Origin of the sequence: Thioclava atlantica, from assembly GCF_000737065.1 — a bacterium.
Taxonomy (GTDB): Bacteria; Pseudomonadota; Alphaproteobacteria; order Rhodobacterales; family Rhodobacteraceae; genus Thioclava; species Thioclava atlantica.
The window spans coordinates 15,010-38,398 of sequence record NZ_AQRC01000014.1 but is presented as its reverse complement, the minus strand read 5'-3'; the positions used below and the strand labels follow the sequence as shown (position 1 = coordinate 38,398).

The 23,389-nt window shown below is 65.4% G+C and carries 19 protein-coding genes; 14 read left to right on the top strand and 5 right to left on the bottom strand.

Annotated features, from left to right (window positions below):
- Positions 1–65: 65 nt before the first annotated feature.
- The 8 genes from DW2_RS15380 (at position 66) to DW2_RS15345 (ending at position 7,656) form a co-directional block, all read left to right on the top strand.
- Positions 66–623: a biotin transporter BioY gene (locus DW2_RS15380; RefSeq protein WP_038147969.1), complete on the top strand. Its 558-nt coding sequence runs from the start codon at positions 66–68 to the stop codon at positions 621–623.
- Positions 620–1,576 (top strand): biotin synthase BioB, encoded by a 957-nt coding sequence (bioB, locus tag DW2_RS15375; protein WP_038147968.1) that lies wholly within the window; start codon positions 620–622, stop codon positions 1,574–1,576. Before DW2_RS15380 ends, bioB begins: the two co-directional genes overlap by 4 nt.
- A gap of 265 nt (positions 1,577–1,841) precedes the next feature.
- Positions 1,842–2,492: an ABC transporter permease gene (locus DW2_RS15370; RefSeq protein WP_038147967.1), complete on the top strand. Its 651-nt coding sequence runs from the start codon at positions 1,842–1,844 to the stop codon at positions 2,490–2,492.
- A 33-nt stretch (positions 2,493–2,525) separates the two neighbouring features.
- On the top strand, positions 2,526–3,653 hold the full coding sequence (locus tag DW2_RS15365; protein ID WP_038147966.1) for an osmoprotectant ABC transporter ATP-binding protein OsmV: 1,128 nt from the start codon (positions 2,526–2,528) through the stop codon (positions 3,651–3,653).
- Positions 3,654–3,664: 11 nt separating this feature from the next.
- Positions 3,665–4,390, top strand: coding sequence for an ABC transporter permease (locus tag DW2_RS15360; RefSeq protein WP_038148046.1), 726 nt, complete (start codon positions 3,665–3,667; stop codon positions 4,388–4,390).
- A 56-nt stretch (positions 4,391–4,446) separates the two neighbouring features.
- Positions 4,447–5,331 (top strand): glycine betaine ABC transporter substrate-binding protein, encoded by an 885-nt coding sequence (locus DW2_RS15355; RefSeq protein ID WP_038147965.1) that lies wholly within the window; start codon positions 4,447–4,449, stop codon positions 5,329–5,331.
- Between the two features lie 57 nt (positions 5,332–5,388).
- A complete protein-coding gene (locus tag DW2_RS15350) occupies positions 5,389–6,267 on the top strand; it encodes a nitrilase-related carbon-nitrogen hydrolase (RefSeq protein WP_038147964.1) in 879 nt (292 codons plus the stop codon).
- Between the two features lie 36 nt (positions 6,268–6,303).
- Positions 6,304–7,656, top strand: a complete 1,353-nt coding sequence (locus DW2_RS15345; protein ID WP_038147963.1) for an MmgE/PrpD family protein — start codon at positions 6,304–6,306, stop codon at positions 7,654–7,656.
- On the opposite strand, the gene DW2_RS15340 is transcribed toward DW2_RS15345, so the two are convergent.
- The 5 genes from DW2_RS15340 to DW2_RS15320 form a co-directional block, all read right to left on the bottom strand.
- A complete protein-coding gene (locus tag DW2_RS15340; RefSeq protein WP_202900124.1) occupies positions 7,645–8,571 on the bottom strand; it encodes a GlxA family transcriptional regulator in 927 nt (308 codons plus the stop codon). The genes DW2_RS15345 and DW2_RS15340 overlap by 12 nt on opposite strands.
- Before the next feature lie 123 nt (positions 8,572–8,694).
- Positions 8,695–11,730, bottom strand: coding sequence for a D-2-hydroxyglutarate dehydrogenase YdiJ (gene ydiJ, locus DW2_RS15335; protein WP_038147962.1), 3,036 nt, complete (start codon positions 11,728–11,730; stop codon positions 8,695–8,697).
- A 57-nt stretch (positions 11,731–11,787) separates the two neighbouring features.
- The gene (locus DW2_RS15330; RefSeq protein WP_038147961.1) at positions 11,788–12,768 is read right to left on the bottom strand and encodes an alpha/beta fold hydrolase; all 981 of its coding nucleotides are present in this window, start codon (positions 12,766–12,768) and stop codon (positions 11,788–11,790) included.
- Positions 12,769–12,778: 10 nt separating this feature from the next.
- A complete protein-coding gene (locus tag DW2_RS15325) occupies positions 12,779–13,681 on the bottom strand; it encodes an amidohydrolase family protein (protein WP_038147960.1) in 903 nt (300 codons plus the stop codon).
- A 431-nt stretch (positions 13,682–14,112) separates the two neighbouring features.
- On the bottom strand, positions 14,113–15,213 hold the full coding sequence (locus DW2_RS15320; RefSeq protein ID WP_051856197.1) for a LacI family DNA-binding transcriptional regulator: 1,101 nt from the start codon (positions 15,211–15,213) through the stop codon (positions 14,113–14,115).
- A gap of 239 nt (positions 15,214–15,452) precedes the next feature.
- Between DW2_RS15320 and DW2_RS15315 the strand changes: the two genes are divergently transcribed.
- From DW2_RS15315 to xylA, 6 genes are all read left to right on the top strand, one after another.
- Positions 15,453–16,709, top strand: coding sequence for an ABC transporter substrate-binding protein (locus tag DW2_RS15315; protein WP_038147959.1), 1,257 nt, complete (start codon positions 15,453–15,455; stop codon positions 16,707–16,709).
- A gap of 63 nt (positions 16,710–16,772) precedes the next feature.
- Positions 16,773–17,681 carry a carbohydrate ABC transporter permease gene (locus tag DW2_RS15310; protein ID WP_038147958.1) on the top strand — a complete coding sequence of 303 codons (909 nt, stop codon included), beginning with the start codon at positions 16,773–16,775 and terminating at the stop codon, positions 17,679–17,681.
- Positions 17,678–18,508, top strand: coding sequence for a carbohydrate ABC transporter permease (locus DW2_RS15305; protein WP_038147957.1), 831 nt, complete (start codon positions 17,678–17,680; stop codon positions 18,506–18,508). Before DW2_RS15310 ends, DW2_RS15305 begins: the two co-directional genes overlap by 4 nt.
- A 30-nt stretch (positions 18,509–18,538) precedes the next feature.
- A complete protein-coding gene (locus tag DW2_RS15300) occupies positions 18,539–19,531 on the top strand; it encodes an ABC transporter ATP-binding protein (protein ID WP_038147956.1) in 993 nt (330 codons plus the stop codon).
- A 36-nt stretch (positions 19,532–19,567) separates the two neighbouring features.
- Entirely contained in the window at positions 19,568–21,952 is a 2,385-nt protein-coding gene (locus tag DW2_RS15295; protein ID WP_038147955.1) for a glycoside hydrolase family 3 N-terminal domain-containing protein, read from the top strand.
- 30 nt (positions 21,953–21,982) lie between these two features.
- Positions 21,983–23,290, top strand: coding sequence for a xylose isomerase (gene xylA, locus DW2_RS15290; RefSeq protein ID WP_038147954.1), 1,308 nt, complete (start codon positions 21,983–21,985; stop codon positions 23,288–23,290).
- The last annotated feature ends 99 nt before the right edge of the window (positions 23,291–23,389 follow it).

Here is a 23,389-nt window from a genome sequence, read left to right as displayed (position 1 = left end):
CGAAGAGGGCGAAGAATTTTCCTAAGTGTAGATCGCTCAGATTGCCCTCTTCAAAGGACATGCTCATGGCATCTCACACCCCGCTTCTCGCCCGCACGGCCTCCGCCTCGCGCCCCCTCGGTCTCGCGATTGCCGGGGCGCTGCTGATCACCCTTGGCGCGAAGGTCCAGATCCCGTTCTGGCCCGTGCCGATGACCCTGCACACGCTCGCGGTCTTCCTCGTTGCAGCGACCCTCGGCCCCCGGCTGGGCCTCGCGTCGATGGCGGCCTATCTCGGCCTGGGCGCGATGGGGTTCCCGGTCTTCGCAGGCTCCCCCGAGCGCGGCATCGGCCTTGCCTACATGGCGGGCCCCACGGGCGGCTACCTGCTGGGATATCTCATGGCCGCGGGACTGGTCGGCTGGCTCGCGCAAGGCCGCGGCTGGATCGGCCAGGCGGCGGCGATGCTTGCCGGACTCGCGATCGTCTATGCGGCCGGGCTTGCCTGGCTGGCCGTGTTCGTCCCGGCGCCGAAACTCCTTGCGGCGGGCTTCACGCCCTTCATCCTCGGCGACCTGATCAAGATCGCACTGGCGAGCACGCTCGTGTCGGGCATCAGCCGCGTGAGAGCGGGCCGGTCATGATCCGCACCGACTGGACGATGGAGGAGGCACGGGCGATCCACGCCCTGCCCTTCCCCGACCTGATCGCACGGGCCCAGGCCACCCATCGCGCGCATTTCGATCCGACCGCGATCGAGACCGCGAGCCTTCTCTCGATCAAGACCGGGGGGTGCCCCGAGGATTGCGGCTATTGCTCGCAATCCGCCCATCACGAGACCGGCGTGAAGGCGACCAAGCTGATGGGCACCGACGAGGTGCTGGCCGCGGCCAAGCGCGCCAAGGAGGCGGGCGCGCAGCGGTTCTGCATGGGCGCCGCCTGGCGCAGTCCGAAAGACCGCGACATGGACAGCCTTTGCGACATGGTCCAGGGCGTGACCGATCTGGGGCTCGAGACCTGCATGACCCTCGGGATGCTCTCGCCCGAACAGGTCACCCGCCTGAAGGCGGCCGGGCTCGACTTCTACAACCACAATATCGACACCTCGCCTGCCTATTACCGCGAGATCGCATCCACCCGGACGATGGAGGACAGGCTCGACACTCTCGAACATGTCCGCAAGGGCGGCATCAAGGTCTGCAGCGGCGGCATCATCGGCATGGGCGAAGCGGAAACCGACCGGATCTCGATGGTGGTGACGCTCGCGAACCTTCCCAGCCACCCCGAGAGCGTGCCGGTCAACCTCTGGAACGAGATCGACGGGGTGCCGGTGCAGGCGCGCGCGCGTCCGGTGGATCCGTTCGATCTCGTGCGTATCATCGCACTCGCACGGATCCTGATGCCGGCCTCGGTGGTGCGGCTTTCGGCTGGTCGGACCGGCATGAGCGACACATTGCAAGCGCTCTGCTTCCTTGCCGGGGCGAATTCGATCTTCGTCGGCGACCAGCTCCTGACCACGGGAAATCCCTCTGCGCAGGAGGATGCGCAATTGCTGGAGCGCCTGGGGATGCGGATAGCACCCATCGCAAAGCTCTGACCGCAAAACGCCTGCGCCGGGAAGCCTTCCCCCCGGCGCAGGCGCCCCCATCGCTGGCGCCCCAGAGCAAAGCCCCCGGAGCCTGGAAACGCGCCTGGCCTCGGATGCCACGGCCTCCACTCGCACCGCAAAGATTAAGAAATGGCGGTTTAATGCTATTACGTGGCGGAACTCTGTCAGCGGCACATCAATTGATTGGTCTAACGTCCTTCGAAATCGAACGCGTATTGGCGGAGATGCGCGGCTTTTCGAGTTCGGAGGACGAATGGAGATCATCCAATTCATCGCGAACAACTGGTCGTCGATCCTGGGTATGGCCTTTGAGCATATCACGATCGTCGGCGTAGCTGTCGGGCTGGCCATTCTCACCGGCGTGCCGATCGGAATCGCGATCACGCAGAACAGGCGGGTTGCGGATACGGTTCTCTACGTCGCCTCGATCATCGTCACGATCCCCTCGATCGCCCTGTTCGGCCTGATGATCCCGATCCTGTCGCATATCGGCCAGGGCATCGGCTGGTTGCCCGCCGTGATCGCGATCCTGCTCTATTCGCAGCTGCCGATCGTGCGCAACACCTACACGGCCATCACCAATGTCGACCCGGCCCTGCGCGAAGCAGCGAAGGGGATGGGCATGACCGCGGCCCAGCGCCTCTGGCAGGTCGAGATCCCGATCGCCGTGCCGGTGATCATGGCCGGGGTGCGCACAGCCGTGGTGATGAATATCGATGTCGCCGCGATTGCCGCCTATATCGGCGCCGGCGGTCTGGGCGTGCTGATTTCGCGCGGGATCAGCCAGACCGATCCGCGCCAGCTCATCACCGGGGCGCTGGCCGTCTCTCTTCTCGCGATCGTTGCCGATTGGGCGCTGTTGCAGCTTCAAAAGCGCCTCACGCCCGCCGGGCTGAAGCACTGACCGGCCCCGCCAAAGTTTCGAAGGACCAAATCCATGATCCAGCTTGAGAACCTGACCAAGACCTTCACCTTGCCCAGCACGACGATCGTGGCGGCCGACAAGGTCAACATGACGGTCCCCAGCGGCGAGATCTGCGTGCTGCTCGGTCCTTCCGGCTGCGGCAAGACGACCGCACTGAAGATGATCAACCGGCTGATCCCGCCGACCAGCGGACGGATCCTGATCAACGGCGAGGATACCTCGGGGCTCAACGATATCGAGCTGCGCCGCCAGATCGGCTACGTGATCCAGCAGATCGGCCTCTTCCCGAACATGACGGTTGAACAGAACATCTGCGTCGTGCCGAAAATGCTCGGCTGGGACATCAAGCGCGCCAAGGCGCGCGCGGCGGAGCTGATCGACCTCGTGGGTCTCGACCCGCGGCAATTCCTGCATCGCTACCCGAAGGAACTTTCGGGCGGCCAGCAGCAGCGGATCGGCGTGATCCGGGCGCTGGCGGCCGATCCGCCGGTAATGCTGATGGACGAACCCTTCGGTGCAATCGACCCGATCAACCGCGAGATCATCCAGGACGAGTTCCTCAAGATGCAGGCAGAGCTGAAGAAGACGATCATGTTCGTCAGCCACGATATCGACGAGGCGGTGAAGATGGGCGACAAGATCGCGATCTTCCGCGCGGGAAAGATCGAGCAGTTCGACGCCCCCGACAAGATCCTCGCACATCCCGCGAACCCGTTCGTGGCGGATTTCGTCGGAGCGGATCGGACGCTCAAGCGGCTTCGGCTGGTCACGGCCGAAGAGGTCACGGATCGCAATTGCCCGGTCGTGTCGCGCCGCGCCACCCCGCAAGAGGCCCGCAACGCCGCACGCAGCAGCGACAGCCGCATCATCGTGGTGATCGACGCCGATCACCGCCCGGTGGGCTATGTGACCGCCGAGGAGATGGAGGGCGCGGACGGCTCGATCACCGATTTCGCCCATGCCCTGCCCGCGACCGTTCCGGTGCGCGCCGATCTTCGCGCCGTGGTCTCGGAGATGTTCGCCAATGACGTGATGTGGCTGGCCTGCACCGATGACAAGGGCCGTTTCGCCGGGATCGTCACCCAGCCCGCGGTCACCGCGGCGCTCGGTGAGACCTACAAGCGTTCCGAGATGAACTGAGGACAATGGGCATGGTGCGACAGGCAACGGGGATAGGCCGCAACGTGCAATTGCTCGTCATGTTCGGCCTGGGGATCTGGGTTTGCAGCTCCGGGCTGCTCGGGCAGATCGCGGATAACTGGGACGACATCGTCTATCTCTCGAAACAGCATATGGTGCTTGTCGGCGCCTCGGGTGCCGCCGCGATCCTCCTGGGCATTCCCGCGGGCATCTGGCTCTCGCGCCCGGCGATGGAGCGTTACGCCGAGACGGTGATGCAGGTCTTCAATATCGGCACCACCATCCCGACCCTCGCGGTGATCGCATTGTCGATGACCATCCTCGGCATCGGCTTCGCCCCGGCATTCTTCGGCCTCTTCGTCGCCTCGCTGCTGCCGATCGTGCGCAACACCTATACCGGCCTGCTCGCGGTGCCGCCGCATCTGAAGGAAGCCGCAACCGGCATGGGCATGACCCCGCGCCAGATCCTCTTTCGGGTCGAACTTCCCAATGCGCTCTACGTCATCTTCTCGGGCGTGCGCACGGCGCTTGCGATCAATGTCGGCACCACGCCGCTCGCCTTCCTGATCGGCGGCGGCGGCCTGGGAGAGCTGATCTTCACGGGGATCGACCTCATGGATACGGGGATGCTGCTCGCGGGGGCGATCCCGACCGCCGCGCTCGCCGTGATGGTCGATTTCATGATGGGACAGGCACAGCTGCGGCTGGTGCCCAAGGGAGTGAACCCGCTGCGCTAGAGCCGCGGGCCAACTGAAACAAGAAGAACCAATTCACACAACACGGAGGGAACGACATGTTTCACTATCTCAAGGCGGCCTTTCTGAGCGCAGCGCTGATCGGCGCGGCGGGCAGCGTTCAGGCCGAGGAAATCGTCGTCGGCGGCAAGAACTTCACCGAACAGCAGATCCTGGCCTCGATCACCGAGCAGTATCTGAGCGCCAAGGGCTATTCCGTCACCGACCGCTCGGGGATGGGGTCGGCCGCGGTGCGGCAGGCGATGGAGAACGGCCAGATCGACATCTACTGGGAATATACCGGCACCTCGCTGATCACCTATAACAAGGTGACCGACAAGCTGAACGCGCAGGAGACCTATGACAAGGTCAAGGAGCTCGACGCGAAGAAGGGTATCGTCTGGCTCAAGCCCTCGGAAGCGAACAATACCTATGCGCTGGCGATGCGCGCAGCCGAGGCCGAGAAACTCGGGATCTCCTCGATCTCCGATCTCGCGGCGAAGGAGAACGGGGGCGCGAACCTGACCCTCGCCTCGAACGCCGAATTCTACGCCCGCCCCGACGGGCTAAAGCCCCTCCAGGACGATTACGGCTTCGATTTCGGCCGCGCCAATATCAAGCGGATGGATTCCGGCCTCGTCTACCAGGCGCTGAAGGACAAGCAGGTCGATGTCGGCGTGGTCTTCGCGACCGATGGCCGCATTCCCGCCTTCGATTTCGTCACGCTCAAGGATGACAAGGGCTATTTCCCGGCCTATGCGCTGGCCCCCGTCATCCGCAAGGACGTTCTCGACGCGCATCCGGAACTCGCGGAACTGATGAACGCGGTTTCCGACAAGCTGACCGACAAGGTGATGTCCGGCCTCAATGCGAAGGTGGATGTCGACAAGGTTTCGGTCGAGAATGTCGCAGACGGGTTCCTCAAGGAAAACGGTCTGATCTGACACATGACGGGCGGGGCGCAGGAGCGTCCCGCCCTCCTCCCATCGAGGTGCACGGGCATGGACAAGCGCATTCTACGGGTCGGCGCAGCACAATTCGCCAGCGAAATCGGCGATGTGGATGCGAATATGGACCGCCATCTCGACTGGATCGCGCAAGGCCGCGCGGAGGGGCTCGATCTGCTGGTGATGCCGGAACTGTCGCTCACCGGTCACTACGGGCCCGAGCGGCTCCTCGATGCCGCGATGAAGCGCAACGATCACCGCCTCAAGCGGCTCGCGGACGCGGCGGGCGACATGGCGGTGGTGCTCGGGTTCATCGAGGAAGGCGCCGCGGCGCAGTTCTACAATGCCTCCGCCCTCCTGCAGAACGGCAAGATGCGCCACCTGCACCGCAAGGTGAACCTGCCGACTTACGGCAAGCTCGAAGAGGGCAAATACTACGCCTCCGGCCGTTTCGTCGAGACCCACAACCTTGACGAGGACTGGTGCGCGGGCCTGCTCATCTGCGCCGATCTCTGGAATCCCGCGCTCGTCCATCTGAGCTTCCTGCATGGCGCGACGCTGCTGATGTGTCCGGTCAGCTCGGGCGTCGAGGCGGTGGGGATCGATTTCGACAATCCCAGCGGCTGGGCGCTGACGATGCGCTTCTATTCGATGATGTATGGCGCGCCGAGCATCATGGTGAACCGCACCGGCGTCGAGCGGGACCTGACCTTTTGGGGCGGTTCTCGGATCCTCGACCCGTTCGGGCGCGAACTCGCCGTCGCCGGGAGCGAGGAAGAACTGATCACCGCGGAACTGAACTTCAACGAGGTTCGGCGCGCGCGCCACCTCCTGCCGACCGTTCGCGACAGCAATATCTCGCTCGTGATGCGCGAGACGGACCGGTTGATCGAGAAACTCGGCGTGCCCGATTTCGTGCGCAACGACGACTGACCACGCCGCTTCTCACCCCTCTCCTCAGGTCGCATCATGGCCCAGCCCTTCTCCGAATTCGTCCACGATCTGCGCTGGAACGACCTCACCCCCGATATCCGCGATTTCGCGCGGCGCTGGCTTCTCGACCTGATCGGCGTGGCGGCAGGCGGGTCTCGAACCGCGCTCTCGCGGATCATCCGCGACCACGCTTCCGCGCAGTTCGGCGCGGGCGCGAAAGGGGCGCGCCTCCTCTTCGACGGGCGCGTCACCAGCCCGGCGGGCGCTGCGCTCGCAGGCGGCATGACCATCGACGCGCTCGACGCCCATGACGGGCACAAGCTCACCAAGGGCCATGTCGGATGCGGCGTCCTGCCCGCATTGCTCGCGCTCACCGAGGCCCAGGGGAGCACCGCGCCCGAGGAATTCCTGACCGCGCTGGTGATCGGCTACGAGATCGGAACCCGGGCGGGCATCGCGCTGCACGCCTCCGCGACCGACTACCATACCTCGGGTGCCTGGATCGCGCTCGCCACGGCCGCCTTGGGGGCGCGTACGCTTCGACTGAATGGCGCGCAGACCCGCGAGGCGATCGGCATCGCCGAATTCCACGGCCCGCGCAGCCAGATGATGCGCTGCATCGACCACCCGACGATGCTGAAGGACGGCTCGGGCTGGGGCGCGATGGCGGGCGTTTCGGCGGCCTATCTCGCCCAGGCGGGTTTCACCGGTGCCCCGGCGATCACGGTCGAGGCCGAGAACCAGGCGGAAACCTGGGGGGACCTGGGTCAGCGCTGGCGCATCTTCGAACAGTATTTCAAGCATTTCCCGGTCTGCCGCTGGGCACAGCCCTCGGTGCAGGCGGCGCTCGATCTGCGCAGGGCGCACGGGGTGAAAGCGAAAGATATCGCCCGCATCGAGATCACCACCTTCCATCAGGCGATCCGTCTGGCCGTGCGCCATCCCGCCACGACGGAAGAGGCGCAATATTCGACCGCCTTCCCTGTCGCCGCCGCATTGGTGCGAGGACGGCTCGGACCGGCAGAGGTCGCCCCCGCGGCGCTGCAGGACGAGGAGATAAACGCCCTCGCCGACCGCATCCATTTCGCCGAATCTGACAGGTTCAACGCGGCTTTTCCCGCGCGGCGCTTTGCCGATGTCACATTGGTCCTGCATGACGGCCGTCACCTGTCCTCGGGCCCCTCCGAGGCGCAGGGCGACCCCGAAGATCCGGCGCCGCCGGAAACCGTCTGCGCGAAATTCCGCGACTACGCCACACCGGTTCTGGGCGCTGCGCGCGCGCAGGCCATCGAAGCCGCGGTCATGGACCTGGGACCGGCGACCGACCTGCCCGCCCTTCTCGACCTTCTGCTCGCACCTGCGGATCGGTTGCGCGTCTCAGCGGCGTGAGATCACCCGGCGTTCCTCCCCGGGGCTGCGCCCGAAGGCGCGGCGATAGGTGCCGCCCAGATGCGAGGCCGACACGAAGCCGCAGCGCAGCGCGATGCCGGCGATCGGCTCCGAGGTTTCCTTGAGCAGACGCTGCGCCTCCTTCAGGCGAAGCCGCATGTAGAACTGCTTCGGCGTCATGTCGAAATGCTTGTGCCAGAGCCGCTCCATATGGCGCAGCGAGAGGTTGCATTTCTGCGCGATGTCGCTGATCTCGACGAGCGTCTCGAGATTGTGCTCCATGCAGCGGATCGCCGCGTTGATCCGCTCGTCGCGCACCCCGTAGCGCCATTTCGTCTCCATGCGCTGGAATTCCTCGGGGCCGCGAATGCGGCTGTGCAGGAACTGCTCGGCGACCTCAGCTGCGAGGTTGCCGCCAAAATCGGTCGCGACCTGTTCCAGCATCAGATCGATCGCGGCGATCCCGCCTGCGCAGGTCCAGCGGTTGCGGTCGCGCACATAGATTTCGCGGCAGGTCTCGATCAGCGGAAATTCCTCGCCGAACTCCGCCAGGGATTCCCAGTGAAGCGTGCAGCGATACCCGTCGAGAACCCCCGCGCGGGCGAGCACGAAGGACCCGTTGCTCAGCGCCCCGATGGGTTTTCCGGTGATCGCGAAACGCTGCAGGAAACGGGTCGCGGTCTTGTCGTGCAACTGCTCGATATCGAGGCTCGCCACCACGAAAAGCCGATCGAGCTCGGGCGCGAAGGCAAGCGCCTGCGTTTCCAGCTTGAAGCCGCTGCTCGAACTGATCGCGCCGCCGGTGCTGGAGAGGATATGCAGATCATAAAGCGTCTCGCCCGCAAGCCGGTTCGCGGCGCGAAAGGGCTCGCTCGCCGAGGCGCAGGCCATCATCGAGAAATTCGGAAACAGCAAAAGCCCGATGCGAATAGGGCGGCGCCGGCCTTCGCTGGACGCCGTTGAGCAGGGTTTCGTCTGGGGCGTCGTTTCGGCCATCCGCCATTCTTGTTCTTGGGACAACCCGATTGCAAGCGGCGCTTAACGCGCCGTCACCGTCTCCCCAGCGCGCAAGACGTCGCGCAATGCCTGCACCGGATGACGCAGCGTGACCGCGTCGATCTCGCGGACCTGGCAGCGACAGGAAAACCCGTCGGCAAGAAGGTTGCCCGGGCCGCCTCCGGCGCTCACCTGTTCGGCCCAGCTCATCGCATAGATCTTCTCGGAGAGCGCCCGATGCTCGGCCTCGTGGCCGTAGGTCCCCGCCATCCCGCAACACCCCGCGCGCCGGATCTCGAGACCGAGCCCGCAGGCCGCGAAGATCGCCTGCCAGTTCGCGACCGCACCGGGCGCAAGCGCGCGCTCGGTGCAATGCGGCAGGAGCGCGAACCCCTCTTCCGCAGAGACGCGCGGCAGATCGGAGAGCCGCTCGGCCAACCATTCCTGCAAGAGACGGACCTTCGGCGCCGCGCCCTTCGGCAATATCGCCGCATATTCCGAGCGGTAGGTCAGCACCATCGAGGGATCGAGGCCGACAAGATCGACCCCGCTTTCAGCCAGCGCCCGCAACTCGGCGGCATGGCGCGTGGCGACTTTCCGGAACGCGCCGAGAAAGCCGTGGACATGGAGCGGCTTCCCGTTCGGGCTGTAGCGCGCCAGCCAGGGCCGGTATCCGAGCATCGCCAGCAACTCGAGCGCATCGAGCAGCAAGGGCGTTTCGTAATGCTGGATGAAGGCATCTGGCACAAGCACGACGCTGCGCTTCCGGTCCGCCTCCGGCAGCGCGGCCAGGGTTTCGGGATCGGCGAAGCTGACACCGCGCCGCATCAGTTCGCGCCTGAGGTTCACGGTCGAGAGTTTCGGCGTGTGAACGAGCCCGACCAGACGGGTGAACGGCTCGGCCGAGGCCATATTGCTCAGACGCGGGAGCCGCGAGAGAAGCGGAAGCATGCTTTCCAGCCGTGCCACGAGATGGTGGCGCAGCGGCCGAAGGTAGCGGCCGTGATAGATCTCGAGGAACTTCGCACGGAAGCTCGGGACATCGACCTTGATCGGGCAGGCCCCGGTGCAGGATTTGCACGCAAGGCAGCCCGACATCGCCTCCATGACCTCATGCGAGAAATCGTCCTCGCGCCGCCGCAACGTCGCCCAGATCCGGGCAGGAAGCGCGCGCCAAGCGGGTCGCGCACGCAAGCCCCGTGCCTCGGCCAGCGGGTCCACGCCTTGCTGGGCCAGCCGGCGCAGCCAATCGCGCATCAGTTGCGCCCGACCCTTCGGGGAATGCCTGCGATCGCGCGTCGCCTTCCAGGACGGGCACATCGCGTCATCGGGATCCCAGTTGAAACAGGCGCCGTTGCCGTTGCAGTGCAATGCATTGTCGGTCGCCTCGCGCCACGCCTGCGGGATCGCGCGGTCGTTCTGCCCCTTGGTCGGCACCGCGTCGATCGCGAGAAGGCTCGATCCTTCGGGCGCTGCGATCTTGCCGGGATTGAACTGGTTGCGCGGATCGAAAGCCGCCTTCACCGCCTGAATCGCGGGATAGAGCGGGCCGAAGAAGGCGGGCGAGAATTCGGACCGCACACCTTTGCCATGTTCGCCCCAGAGCAGCCCGCCATAGCGTTTCGTCAGCGCCACGACCTCCTCTGTGATCTCCCGCACGAGCGCCTCTGTCCCGGCTTCGCGCATGTCGAGTGCGGGACGCACATGCAGCACGCCCGCATCGACATGCCCGAACATCCCGTAGGCCAGCCGGTGCCGGTCGAGAAGCGCGCGGAACTCGGCGATGTAATCGGCCAGATGTTCGGGCGGGACGGCGGTATCCTCGACGAAGGCGACGGGGCGGCGGTCACCCTTCATGTTGCCCAACAACCCAACCGCACGCTTGCGCATGTCCCAAAGCCGGTTCGTCTCCTCGCGCCCGCGCGCGAGCGTGTAGCCGCGCCGCGCCGGGTTGGGCGCCCGGCGTGTCCCCTCCTCGAGGGCGTCGAGCGCACGCTCCACCTGCTCCTGGCTCTCCCCGGTGAATTCAACGAGGTTCACGCCCTTCGCGAGCCCCTGCGGATCCTCGGGGAAGAAAACCTCGACGCTGGCCCAGACCGCGTCCTCCTGGGCCAGAGCAAGCACATGTTCGTCCACCGTTTCGATCGAGGCCGGGCCGAACCCCATCAGCACCTGCGCATCGCGCAAGGCGGCATCGAAACTGTCATAGCGCATCGTCGCGACCGCCGAGTAGGCAGGGATCGGCACGACGTTCAGTTCGGCCTGCGCGATGAAGCCGAGCGTCCCTTCGGACCCACACAGCACCACGTTGAGATCGAGCCCGCCATCGGGCAGCCGCAGATGCGCCAGATCATAGCCGGTCAGGCAACGATTGAGGCGCGGGAAGGTCCGCGCGATCAGATCCGCGTTCTTGGTCTCGATCCGGTCGAGAGCGTTGCAGACCTTGCCACCCAGACCCGGCTGTTGGCATGCCCTGTCCAGCTCATCGCGCGACAGCGGGCCCGAACGGAACACAGATCCGTCCGCGAGAACCATGGTAAGCCCGAGAACATGATCGCGCGTCTTGCCATAAAGGCACGAACCCTGCCCGCTCGCATCGGTGGAAATCATTCCGCCGATCGTGGCGCGGTTCGAGGTCGATAGCTCGGGGGCGAAGAACAGGCCATGCGGCGCGAGCGCGGCATTGAGCTGATCCTTCACCACGCCCGGCTCGACGCGCACCCGCCGCGCGGCCACGTCGATTTCGAGGACCCGGTTCATGTGCCGCGACAGGTCGACCACGATCCCGTCGGTCAGCGACTGGCCGTTCGTGCCCGTCCCGCCTCCGCGCGGCGCGACATGGATCCCGGCGAACCGATCCTGCGCGAGAAGCTTCGCGATCCTGACGAGGTCGTCGCGATTGCGCGGGTAGAGCACCGCCTGCGGCGTGACCTGATAGATCGAGTTGTCGGTCGCCATGACCGTCCGGTCCCCGCCGCCCGTGGAGATGTCGCCCGCGAAATCGCGCAGTCGCAATTCAGCGCAGAACTGCGCCACGCGCGAGAGGACAGGAGCGGAAGGCGAAAGTGCAGGGATCATGGCAACGCGAAACAGGGAAAGGAGCGGCCCGGATTGCACTCCGGGCCGCGAGGTCGTTTAGCACGTGTGAGCGCGGATCGCATCGTCGATGCGCGAGATCATCGACTGGAAGACCGGATTGTCGGCCTGCATCTGCTGGCCGTGCTCCATTCCCTCGATCACGACGGCCGCATCGCCCTTCTCGCCGGGATAGGCGGCGGAGAGGCGCTCGGATTCCTCGGGCATATGCAGGGTGTTCTGCTTGCCGTGGATGATCAGCGCGGGCGGGAAGCGGCCCCCGACCGAGGCGAGCTCGGCTTCGGGATCGAAGGCGACGTAGCTCTTGTAGGATTTCGCGGTGACATGGCTGCAGCCGGGCCAATGATCGACGCCGCCGACATCGGTGTAATTGCCCAGCTGTTCATCGACATAGGCCTGCGTGGCCGGGTCGAGCGGGTAATAGCCCAGCTTCGTCGCCTCGGTGCCGGTGTCGAAGGGCGGGATCGCCGCATCGTCGTCGAGCGCTTGCAGGGCCGCATCCGCGCCCGCCTTGTCCGCACGCAGACCCTGCAGCGCGGAAAGCCGGGTGTAGTTCATCGGCACGTAGAACGGCACCTGCTCATCGCCGTTGCGCGCCAGTTCGGTGATCGCCGCAAGGCTCGCCACCGAGCCCATCGCCCAGGAGGCCACGGCCGGCATCCGGCCGAAATGCGCACGCGTCCAGTCGATCAGCGCGAGAAGTTCGGTCTTCTGGTCCTCGAGGCTGACATTGGTCACGGTCTGCTCGCCAGCGCGCATCGTGTTGCGCGCGGCCTTGTTGGTGAAGAAACCCGACACGTCATAGGTGGTGACGCGGTAGCCGCGGTTCGCCAGCGCCTTGCCGACGAGCTGGCCATACATCGACACGCCCCCAGTGAAGCCCGAGTTGAACACGACGGGCGGCAGGTCCCGGCTGTTCTCGTCCAGCTCGGCGGGCCGGAAGATGAAGCCGCGCAGCGTGCATGTGCCATCCGCGAATTCGACCGGGAAGGTGAATTCCTCTTCGATTACCTTGGTCATCGTTCTGCTTTCATTGATGAGGTGGGAAGATCTCCGTCCGTGCGCCGTTCAGAAGGCGCCCGGACGGTATGCCGGTGCGTGCCGCGGCGAGCTCTGCGAGCCGCGAGACGTAATCAAATGCGGAGCGCGGATCGAAGGTCGCGCTGTAGGCGCGCCCGGACTGATCCTTGCCGACATGCGGCGCGTCGCTCGCCTGCAGCAGAAGGCGCTCCGGACCCAGCCGGTCGAGGATCCGCAACACGAAAGGCAAGGTTCCCTCCGGCTTGGTCGTGGTGCGGTAGCCCGGCCCCTTGAACCAGACATTGCCGCGCGCAACCGCCTCGTCGAGGAGCGCCACATAGGCGGGGTCGTCGATACCCCGTTCCGGACGGCAGGTGCCCAGATGGTCGATCATCACCGTCCGGCCGCGCGGAAGCTGGCGCAGCACGCGCAGGTTCGTCTCGGGCTCCTGTGCGTAGATATGGAGGTGCTGATCGGGGCGCAGACGCGCGAAGAGCGCCTCCCAGTCCCGCGAGGCGTAATCCTCGGGCCCGACCGTTTCGGGCGCAGCATCATGCAGCACGAAGCGCAGCCCCATGACCTGCGGGTGGGCAAGCCGCTCGGCGGTCGCATAGGCGGGGTCGGCGAGGATCGTGCCCACGAGCCGCACACCGCCATAGCGCTGAGGGTTGCGTGCCGCGAGCGCCTCGAGCTCGGCGAAGGAGGCGAAGACATTCTCGGAATCGGGAAGGATGCTCAGATGCACGTTGTTGATCAGCTGCGGCACCAGCCCGGCATCGATCAGCGCATCCAGATAGCCCGTGAGCGGATGCGGGTCAGGAAGGGCATAGGGAAGCGACGCCGAGATCCGCGCGAGATCGGAGCCCGTGAAGAAATGGACATGAGCGTCTATCAGAGTATCGGCCAACTGCATCACCGGTTTCCCTTGTGTTTGCAGCAGAATAGCTGGGCCGATGAAGGAGACGCTCCAATCGTTCGACGCGGAATATCATACAATCGACATGTTGTCGGGAAATAGGGGGAGACCGATCGGACCCATCGGTCCGCCGCGTTCCCGGGGGCCTGTGTTCCGGGAGAAGATTTGAGGTTCGAGTCAGGTTACGGACGCGGAGAGAACTGGGATGAGGCGGTGCCCGCTCCCGCTCTGAATATTTCGCTCCGCCTCGTGCCTTTTAAGGCTTTCCGCGGGGTGCGGTGTGGCACGGCAGCCCTTTCGCCGTCCGTCTCAGCCAGGATGGACCATGTCGGCCATCCGGCACGATTTGGGTCTCCTGACCACGCCCGGACCCCGATTTTGAGCGAACGCAGGCTGTTCGGCTCCCAGCCGCCATCGTTGCCGCTCAGTCAGCGCCTCAAGCCATCCCCGCGCGGCGGCGCGGTCGTTTCGCGCCGGATCAGTTCCACCGGCAGCGTGATGTGACGGGTAGCCGCCTCAGGATCGCCCGCGCGCAGATCGAGCAGCAGTTGCACTGCGGCCGCGCCGATATCGGCGAAAGGCTGGCGGATCGTGGTCAGCCCGCGACGCGCCTGCGAGGCCAGAGAGACATCGTCGAAACCGACCACGGAAATATCCTCCGGCACCGACAATCCAGCTTGCTCGATCGTGGAAATCGCGCTGAGCGCGCTCGCGTCGTTGCCCGCGAAGATCGCCGTGGGCGGGTCGTCGAGCGCCAACAGGCCTTCGGTCGCCGGGCGCGCGGGTTCGGGAAGGAAGCCCGCCTCGACCACATATTCCGCGCGATAAGCGAGACCTGCTTCGCGCAGCACATCGCGATAGCCGCGCAATCGCTCCTGTGCGGAAAGACGGCGGGCTTCCCCTGCCAGAAACGCGATCTTCCGGTGGCCCAGCTCGATCAGATGCCGCATCGCGCAGCATGCCCCGCCATAGCTGTCGGCCGCAACGGAGGGCATGTCGATCGTCTCCTTCAGAGGATCGACCACGACCATTGGAACCCCCGCCGCGGCCAGCATGTGAAAGTCGCGCGTATCGCGCGGGATGACCGCGATCACGCCATCGACCGCGTGCAAAAGCAGGTCGAGCACGTTTCCCGGGAAACTCTTGCCCGGATCGGGCAGCGAGTAGACGAGCATGTCGCGGCCCTGATCGCGCACCGCGCCACTGATGGCGGAGACCACCTCGCCCATGAAGGGCGTGTGGATTTCCGCGATCACGCCGATGATCCCGGTCTCCGAGCCGCTGCGACTGTCCGAAAGCTTCTTGGCGACCCAGTTGGTGACATAGCCCTTTTCACGGGCGATCTCGCGGATCCGTTCGCGCATGTCATCGGAAACACCGCCGCGCCCGTTGAGCGCGTTGGAGACGGTCATCCGCGTGACGCCCGCGGCCTGCGCGATATCGGCAAGCGTCGGGCGCGCGCCCGCCCGCCGCTCCTTGCCCGAAGGCGGGGCCGCAGCCGCATCCCGCGAGGTCGATTCTTCCGTCATCCAGGGCCTTCCCGCCTGATCGCAGCTCCCGTTTGCCAAGTTTCCCAAGGCGTTCGCCGCTCACTCATAATTCACTAGCATGTAGTCGGATTTATCGGTAAACACAATTACTATACCGGTAAAGCTTCAGCGGAATCGGGAAACGGACCGGCAGACCTTCCTTTGAGGAGAGGAAGGAACGCACGCCTCGCCCGCAAGCGGGGCACCGGAGCGACATGAAACGGGAGGAGACCCAAACAATGCGCTATTACGCCACCAGCATGCTTGCCCTCGCCCTCGCCCTGGGCGCGACGACGGCAAGCGCCCAGACCACGATTGAGGTCCTGCGCGCCGAAACCACCAACGTCGAGAAGGCGATCAACGAGCAGGCCGCGAAGGATTTCGAGGCCCTGCACCCCGATGTGGACGTGAAATTCGAATATCTCGCGAACGAGGCCTACAAGCAGAAGCTGCCGACGCTGCTGCAATCGGATGCGCGCCCCGATATCTATTACAGCTGGGGCGGCGGTGTGCTGCGCGATCAGGCCAAGGCCGGCTTCGTCGAAGACATCACCAGCCAGGTCGGCGATGAATGGGCCAAGACCTACTCGCCCGCGGGCATCAAGGCCTTCACGGTGGACGGCAAGATCGTCGGCGCCCCGATGAATGCCACCGAGGTCGTGTTCTGGACCAATCTCGCACTCGCCAAGAAGGCGGGCATCGACATTTCCAAGATCAAGACTTGGGATGATTTCCTGGCCGCGGTGAAAAAGGCCAAGGATGCCGGCGTCACGCCGATCATGGTGGGCGGCAAGGACAAGTGGCCGCTGCATTTCTTCTACGGCTATCTCGCGGTGCGCGAAGCGGGCGAGGAGGGCTTCAAGGCCGCGATGGCGGGCGACGGCAAGGGCTTTGCGGCCGAGCCCTTCGTGAAGGCGGGCGAGGATTTCAAGAAGCTCGTCGATCTGCACCCGTTCCAGCCCGGCTTCATGGACACGACCTATGAACAGGCCTCGGGCCGGTTCGGCGATGGCGAGGCCCTGTTCCACCTGATGGCGGATTTTGACTATCAGGGCGCAAAGGACCGGTCGCAAAGCGGCAAGGGTATCCCCGACGACCAGATGGCGATCCTGCGCTTCCCGGCCGTGACCGGCGGAAAGGGCGATCCGAAAGACACCTTCGGCGGTGTGAACGGCTGGGTGGTTTCGAAAGGCGCGCCGAAAGAGGCGGTCGATTTCCTCGCCTTCTGGAACGGGCCGAAATACCAGTCCGAGGCGGCTGCCCAAGGCGCCTACATCCCGACCGCGCTGGCGGCCACTTCTGCGATCAAGAACCCGTTCTTCCGCCAGATGGCGCAGGATCTCGCGCAGTCGCATTACCATCAGGTCTTCCTCGATCAGGATCTCGGGGCTGATGTGGGGGCGACCTTCAACGACGCTTCGGCGGATCTCGCGCAGGGCGTGATCACCCCCGAACAGGCCGCGAAGGAAATCCAGGACGCCTGGTCCTTCCACTGAGCCGCGTGACCGGGCCCGCGCCCTCCTCCCGGCGCGGGCCCACCCGTCTTTCGAGGTGAGCCGATGACACCCCCCGACAAAGCCGCCACCCGCCGGCGTCCGCGCACGAGCGGCAAGCTGCGGGCCGTGGCCCTGATGCTGCCCCCGGCCCTGATCCTGTTTTCGCTCTTCGTGATCGCGCCCTTGCTGAACGCGGGCTATTACAGCCTGTTTCACTGGAACGGCTACGGCACGCCGCAGGATTTCGTGGGCCTCCGCAACTACGAGCGCGCTTTCGACCATTCGATCTTCTGGGTCTCGGTGCGCAATACGGTCGTGCTGCTGCTGGTGTCGATCTTCATCCAGATGCCGATCGCGCTGGCGCTCGCGCTCGCGATCTATCGCAAGACACCGACGAATGCGGTCTTCCGTCTGATCTTCTTTCTGCCCTTCATCCTCGCCGAGATCGCCGCGGGCCTGATCTGGAGCTTCGTCTTCGACGGCAATACCGGTCTCGTTGCCGAAATCACCCAGGCGCTCGGAATCCCGCCCGTCTTTATCCTGTCGAACCGCGACTGGGCCTTCTACGCGATCTGCCTCGTGGTGGTGTGGAAATATTTCGGCTTCCACATGATGATCTACATCGCAGCGCTGCAAGCCGTCCCCTCCGAGCTGATCGAGGCCGCGCGCATCGAGGGCGCGAAACGCTGGGCGGTCATCCGCCATGTCCTGATCCCGCATATCCGGCCGGCCATCGTGGTCTCGGGCTTCTTCGCGGTGATCGGCTCGCTGCAGCTTTTCGACCTGGTGATCCCGCTGACCAATGGCGGCCCGTCGAACCAGACCCATACCATCGTGAGCTACCTCTACACCTTCGGCCTGACGCGGCTGAACATCGGTTATGGCAGCGCCGTGGGGGTGATCCTCTTCGTGGCCGCCGTGATCGTGGCCGTCCTCTACCAGTGGCAACTCAACCGGGAGCGCGCAAAATGAGCCGCAGCAATTTCCTTCTCGGGCTGGCCAAGGTGGTCGTGCTGCTCCTATGCGCGGGCTTCGTGCTCGGGCCGATCATCGCGACCGTTCTGGGCGGTTTCAAATCGACCGGCGATCTGCGCACCAACCCGCTGGGCCTGCCGAAAGTCAGGGAGACGCAGTTCTATCTCGACCTGATCACCGACCCGGCCTTCTGGCGCTACATGGGCAACTCTCTGGTGATTTCGCTCGCGGCAGTGGGTCTCACGCTGATCGTGGCCGCCGCAGCCGCCTATGTCTTCGCGCAGATCCGGTTCTTCGGCAGCCGGTTCCTGCTGTCCTACCTGCTGCTTGGGCTGGTCTTTCCCTTCGCGACGGCGATCCTGCCGCTGTTCATCACGGTACGCGATCTGGGGCTGCTCGACACCTATTGGGCGGTGATCCTGCCGCAGGCGGCCTTCGGGCTTTCGCTGGCGATCCTGCTGTTCAAGACCTTCTTCGACCAGCTCCCCCGCGAATTGTTCGAGGCCGCCTATGTCGAGGGCTGCGGCTATATCCGGTTCTTCTGGCGGTTCACCCTGCCCCTTTCGACCCCGATCCTCGCGACCGTCGGGGTCTTCGTCTTCGTGCAAAGCTGGAACAACTTCCTACTGCCGCTGATCGTGCTCAACAGCCGCGAAGTCTTCACCTGGCCCCTCGGCATGATGCAGTTCCGCGGCGAATACCTGACCGAGTGGAACCGCACGCTGGCCTTCATCTCGCTCACGCTGGTTCCGGCCATCGTCTTCTTCCTCGCCGCCCAACGCTACATCGTCGCCGGCCTGACCGGCGGGGCGGTGAAGGGATGACCCACATTCTCAAGAACGGAGACCTTCCCAATGACTGAAGTCCGGCTTTCGCGGATCAGGAAAGTCTTCGGCGCGGTCGAGATCTTCGCAGATCTCTCGCTCACCGTTCCCGAAGGTTCCTTCACCGTGCTCGTCGGCCCCTCGGGTTGCGGCAAATCCACCTTGCTCCGGATGATCGCGGGGCTGGAGGAGCCGACCGAGGGCCGCATCGAGATCGGCGGGCGCGACGTGACCGATGCCGAGCCCTCGGATCGCGGCATCTCGATGGTGTTCCAGTCCTACGCGCTCTTTCCGCATATGACGGTCGCGCAGAATATCGATTTCGGGCTGCGGCTCGCGAAGGTGCCCGCCGCCGAGCGCGAGCGCCGCGTCGCGCAGGCGGCCCAGATCCTCGACCTAGAGCGCTACCTCGATCGCAAGCCGGCGGCGCTTTCGGGCGGGCAGCGCCAGCGGGTCGCGATCGGGCGCTCGATCGTGCGCAACCCGGCCGTGTTCCTCTTCGACGAGCCGCTGTCGAACCTCGACGCGGCGCTGCGCAACCAGATGCGGGTCGAACTGGCCGAGCTTCATAACCGGCTCGACGCGACGATGATCTACGTCACCCATGATCAGGTCGAGGCGATGACGCTCGCCGATCAGATCGTGGTGATGAACGCGGGCCGGATCGAGCAGGTCGGCAGCCCGAGCGAACTTTACGAGCGCCCCGCGACCACCTTCGTCGCCCGCTTCATCGGCTCGCCCCGGATGAACCTGCTCGAAGGGGCGGTGGCGGCCGAGCACGGCGCCGCGATCTGCGGCATTCGCCCCGAACACCTGACGCTGACCGAGGACGGTCCCTGGGCGGGCACCGTCACCGTGGCCGAATATCTCGGCAACGAGACGGTGATCCATGTCCAGTCCGATCTGGGCGATCTCATCGTGCGCCAGCCCGGTCAGGTGCGCCTCGCCGCGGGCACGCCGATCCGCCTCACCCCCGATCTGAGCCAGATTCACCGCTTCGACGCCGAGGGCAAGCGCCTCTGAGCGCGCCCGTTCCGAATTCCAGACAAAGGCAGACCCATGACCGACCGCTACAAGAACGCCGCCCTCCCGATCGAGGAGAGGGTCGAAGACCTGCTCGCCCGGATGACCCTCGACGAGAAGATCGCCCAGCTGCACGCGCTCTGGCTGGTGCTCGACCCCGAGGGCCGGCACCGGATGCGCTCGGACCGGTTCACCGGCGGCGATCCCGATCTCGACGTGTTCGACCGGCTGCGCCACGGGCTCGGGCAGGTCACCCGCCCCTTCGGCACCCGCGCTATCGCGCCGATCGATGGCGTGCGCGCGCTCAATCACCTGCAGAAACATCTGGTCGAGCAGACCCGGCTCGGCATCCCGGCACTCGCGCATGAGGAATGTCTCTCGGGCACGATGGCGCGCGGTGGCACGCTCTTTCCGTCCTCGCTCTCCTTCGGCGCGACCTGGAACCCGGAGCTGGTCCGGGAAGTCGGCGCCGCGATCGGCGCGGAGCTGCGCTCGATCGGCTGCCGGCAGGGCCTCGCCCCCGTGCTTGATGTCGCGCGCGATGCGCGGTGGGGGCGCACCGAGGAAACCTTCGGTGAGGACCCCTACCTCACCGGGGTGATGGCGCTTGAATATGTACGCGGATTGCAGGGGCCGAAGCGCGACCTGCTCGCCACGCTCAAGCATTACGCAGGCCATTCCTTCAGCGAGGGCGGGCGCAACCACGCCCCTGTCCACCTGGGCTGGCGCGAGCTGAACGACGATTTCCTGCTGCCTTTCGAGATGGCGGTGAAACTCGGCAATGCGGGTTCGGTCATGCCCGCCTATCACGACATCGACAACGAACCGCTGCACGCCTCGCACCACCTGCTGACCGAGGTGCTGCGCGAGCAATGGGGCTTCGACGGTCTCATCGTGGCCGATTACATCGGCATCACCCTTCTGCACAGCCATCACGGCGTGGCCGCCGATCCCGCCGAGGCTGCGGCGCTGGCCTTCCGTGCCGGTCTCGACGTGGAACTGCCCGGCGACGACTGCGCGCCGCAGCTGAAAACCGCGCTCGAGCGCGGCCAGATCGACATGGAGACGATCAACGCTGCCGTCCGCCGCAATCTTCGCGAAAAATTCCGCCTCGGCCTCTTCGAGCAACCCTATGCCGACGAGGGCAAGATCGTGATGCAAGGCGCATCGGCAGTGGCGCTCTCGCGTGAGGTGGCCACGCAATCGATCACGCTTCTCGACAATGACGGCATCCTGCCCCTCGCGCCGCAGGCCCGCCTGGCGGTGATCGGCCCGACCGCCGACGACCCGATGGCACTACTGGGCGATTATGCCTTCCCGGTTCACCTGATCAACACCGACCAGAGCGATGACGTCGCCCATGTCGTGACCCCGCTGGCGGGGCTGCGCGCGGCGCTCGGCGCGGATCGCGTGACCTATGCGCGCGGCTGCAACATCTTCGACAGCCGGTCATCGGGCAACCCGGTCTTTCCGGGCGACGTGGAGGACAACACGAACCTCGAAGTGAGCGAGCGCTTCTCGACCCGGCGCGACATGATCGGCGAGGCCGTCGGTGCAGCCTGCGCCGCCGATGTCGCGGTGGTCTGCGTCGGCGACCTCTCGGGCATCTTCCTCACCGGCACGGTCGGCGAAGGCTCCGATGTGGACACGCTCGAACTGCCGGGGCTTCAGCAGGAGCTGCTTGAAGCGGTGGTGGCGACCGGAACGCCGGTCGTGGTCGTGCTCTCGAGCGGTCGGCCCTACAATCTGGGCGGTCTGGAAGACGAGATCGCCGCCCAGGTGATGAGCTTCTTCGGCGGCGAACAGGGCGGCCACGCGCTGGCCGATGTGCTGACCGGGCAGGCCGAACCCTCGGGGCGGCTGACGCTTTCCGTGCCGCGCTCGGCCGGCGCCGCGCCCTATTTCTACAACCACAAGTTCAAGAGCTCGGGCACCCCTGTGGCGCGGCATTTCGGCTCCCGCTACCCGTTCGGCCACGGCCTGTCCTATACCGATTTCGCCTATGAAGACCTCGCGCTCGACGCCACGCAGGTCGATATCGAGACCGGTGAGGTCGCGCTCTCCTTCACCATCCGCAATACCGGCCCGCGCCCGGGCGTCGCGGTGCCGCAGCTTTACGTGCGCGATCTGCAGGCGTCGCTGGTGCGCCCCGTCAAGGAGCTCAAGGCCTTCGCCCGCGCCTCGCTCGATCCCGGTGCTGCGGCGCGCGTCACGTTCCGCGTGCCCACCGACATGCTCAACTTCACCGGCCCCGAGGGCGTGCGCATCGTCGAGCCGGGCGAAGTCGCGCTGATGGTCGGCACCTCGAGCGCGGATATCCGGCTCGAGACCCGCGTGACGCTCACGGGCGAGACCCGCAAGCTGCCGCGCGACTGGCGGATGCTGAGCGAAAACACCGTCGCCGAGCTTGCCTCTGCCTGACCCTTTCCCCCATCTCCGAGAGGACAATCCATGACCCGCTTCTTCCAGGATATCGAGCCGATCCGCTTCGAGGGGCCCGACAGCACCAACCCCCTCGCCTTCCGCCATTACGACCCGGGCGCGGTCGTGGCCGGAAAAACCCTGCGTGACCATCTGCGCTTCGCGGTCGCCTATTGGCACTCCTTCGCATGGGAGGGCGGCGATCCCTTCGGCGGGCGCACATTCGAGCGCCCGTGGTATCCGCAGGACTCGATGGAGAGCGCTAAACTGAAGGCCGACACCGCCTTCGAGATGTTCCGCATCCTGGGTGTTCCCTATTTCTGCTGGCACGACCTCGATGTTCGCCCCGAGGGCGCAAGCTTCGCCGAAAGCCGCGACCGCCTCTTCGAATGGGTGGATTACGTCCTGCCCAAGATGGAGGAGACCGGCGTGGGCTGTCTCTGGGGAACGGCCAACATGTTCACCCATCGCCGCTGGATGGCCGGGGCGGCAACGAACCCCGACCCGGATGTCTTCGCCTATGCCGCGGCCACGGTGAAAAGCTGCATCGACGCGACGAAACGCCTTGGCGGGCAGAATTACGTCCTCTGGGGCGGGCGCGAGGGCTATGAGACGCTGCTCAACACCGACATGGCGCGCGAGCGCCAACAGGCCGGGCGCTTCCTGCAGATGGTCGTGGACTATGCCCGAAAGATCGGCTTCGATGGCGCGATCCTGATCGAACCGAAACCGCAAGAGCCGTCCAAGCATCAATATGATTTCGACGTGGCGACCGTCTATGGCTTCCTCAAGGAGTTCGGGCTGGAAACCGAGGTGAAGGTGAATATCGAACAGGGCCATGCCATCCTCGCGGGCCACAGTTTCGAACACGAACTGCATCTCGCGCGCAGCCTCGGGATTCTCGGCTCGATCGACATGAACCGCAACGATTACCAGTCGGGCTGGGATACCGATCAGTTCCCCAACAACGTCCCGGAGGTCGCGCTAGCCTATTACGAGATCCTCAAAGCGGGCGGTTTCACCACGGGCGGCACCAATTTCGACGCCAAGCTGCGCCGTCAGTCGCTCGACGCGGAAGACCTGATCCTCGCCCATGTCGGGGGGATGGATACCTGCGCGGCGGGGCTGAAAGCGGCGGCTCGGATGCTCGGGGATGGCGCGCTCGAAACCGCGCTCACCGAGCGCTATGCCGGCTGGGAGACGCAAGCGGCGCAGTCGATGCTTGCAGGTGATCTGGAGACCGCGGCGGCACGCGTCGAGGCCGAGGGGCTCGACCCGCAGCCCCGCTCGGGCCGGCAGGAGCGGCTCGAGGCGATCGTGAATCGTTATGTGGGGTGACACCTCGCTCTAGAAGCGCGACGAGGGAGCGAGGCGAACGCTGTTTCCTTGTCCCTTGCGCCTCTTTTCACCGGAGACAGGAGCGGGATGCCCGCCCCT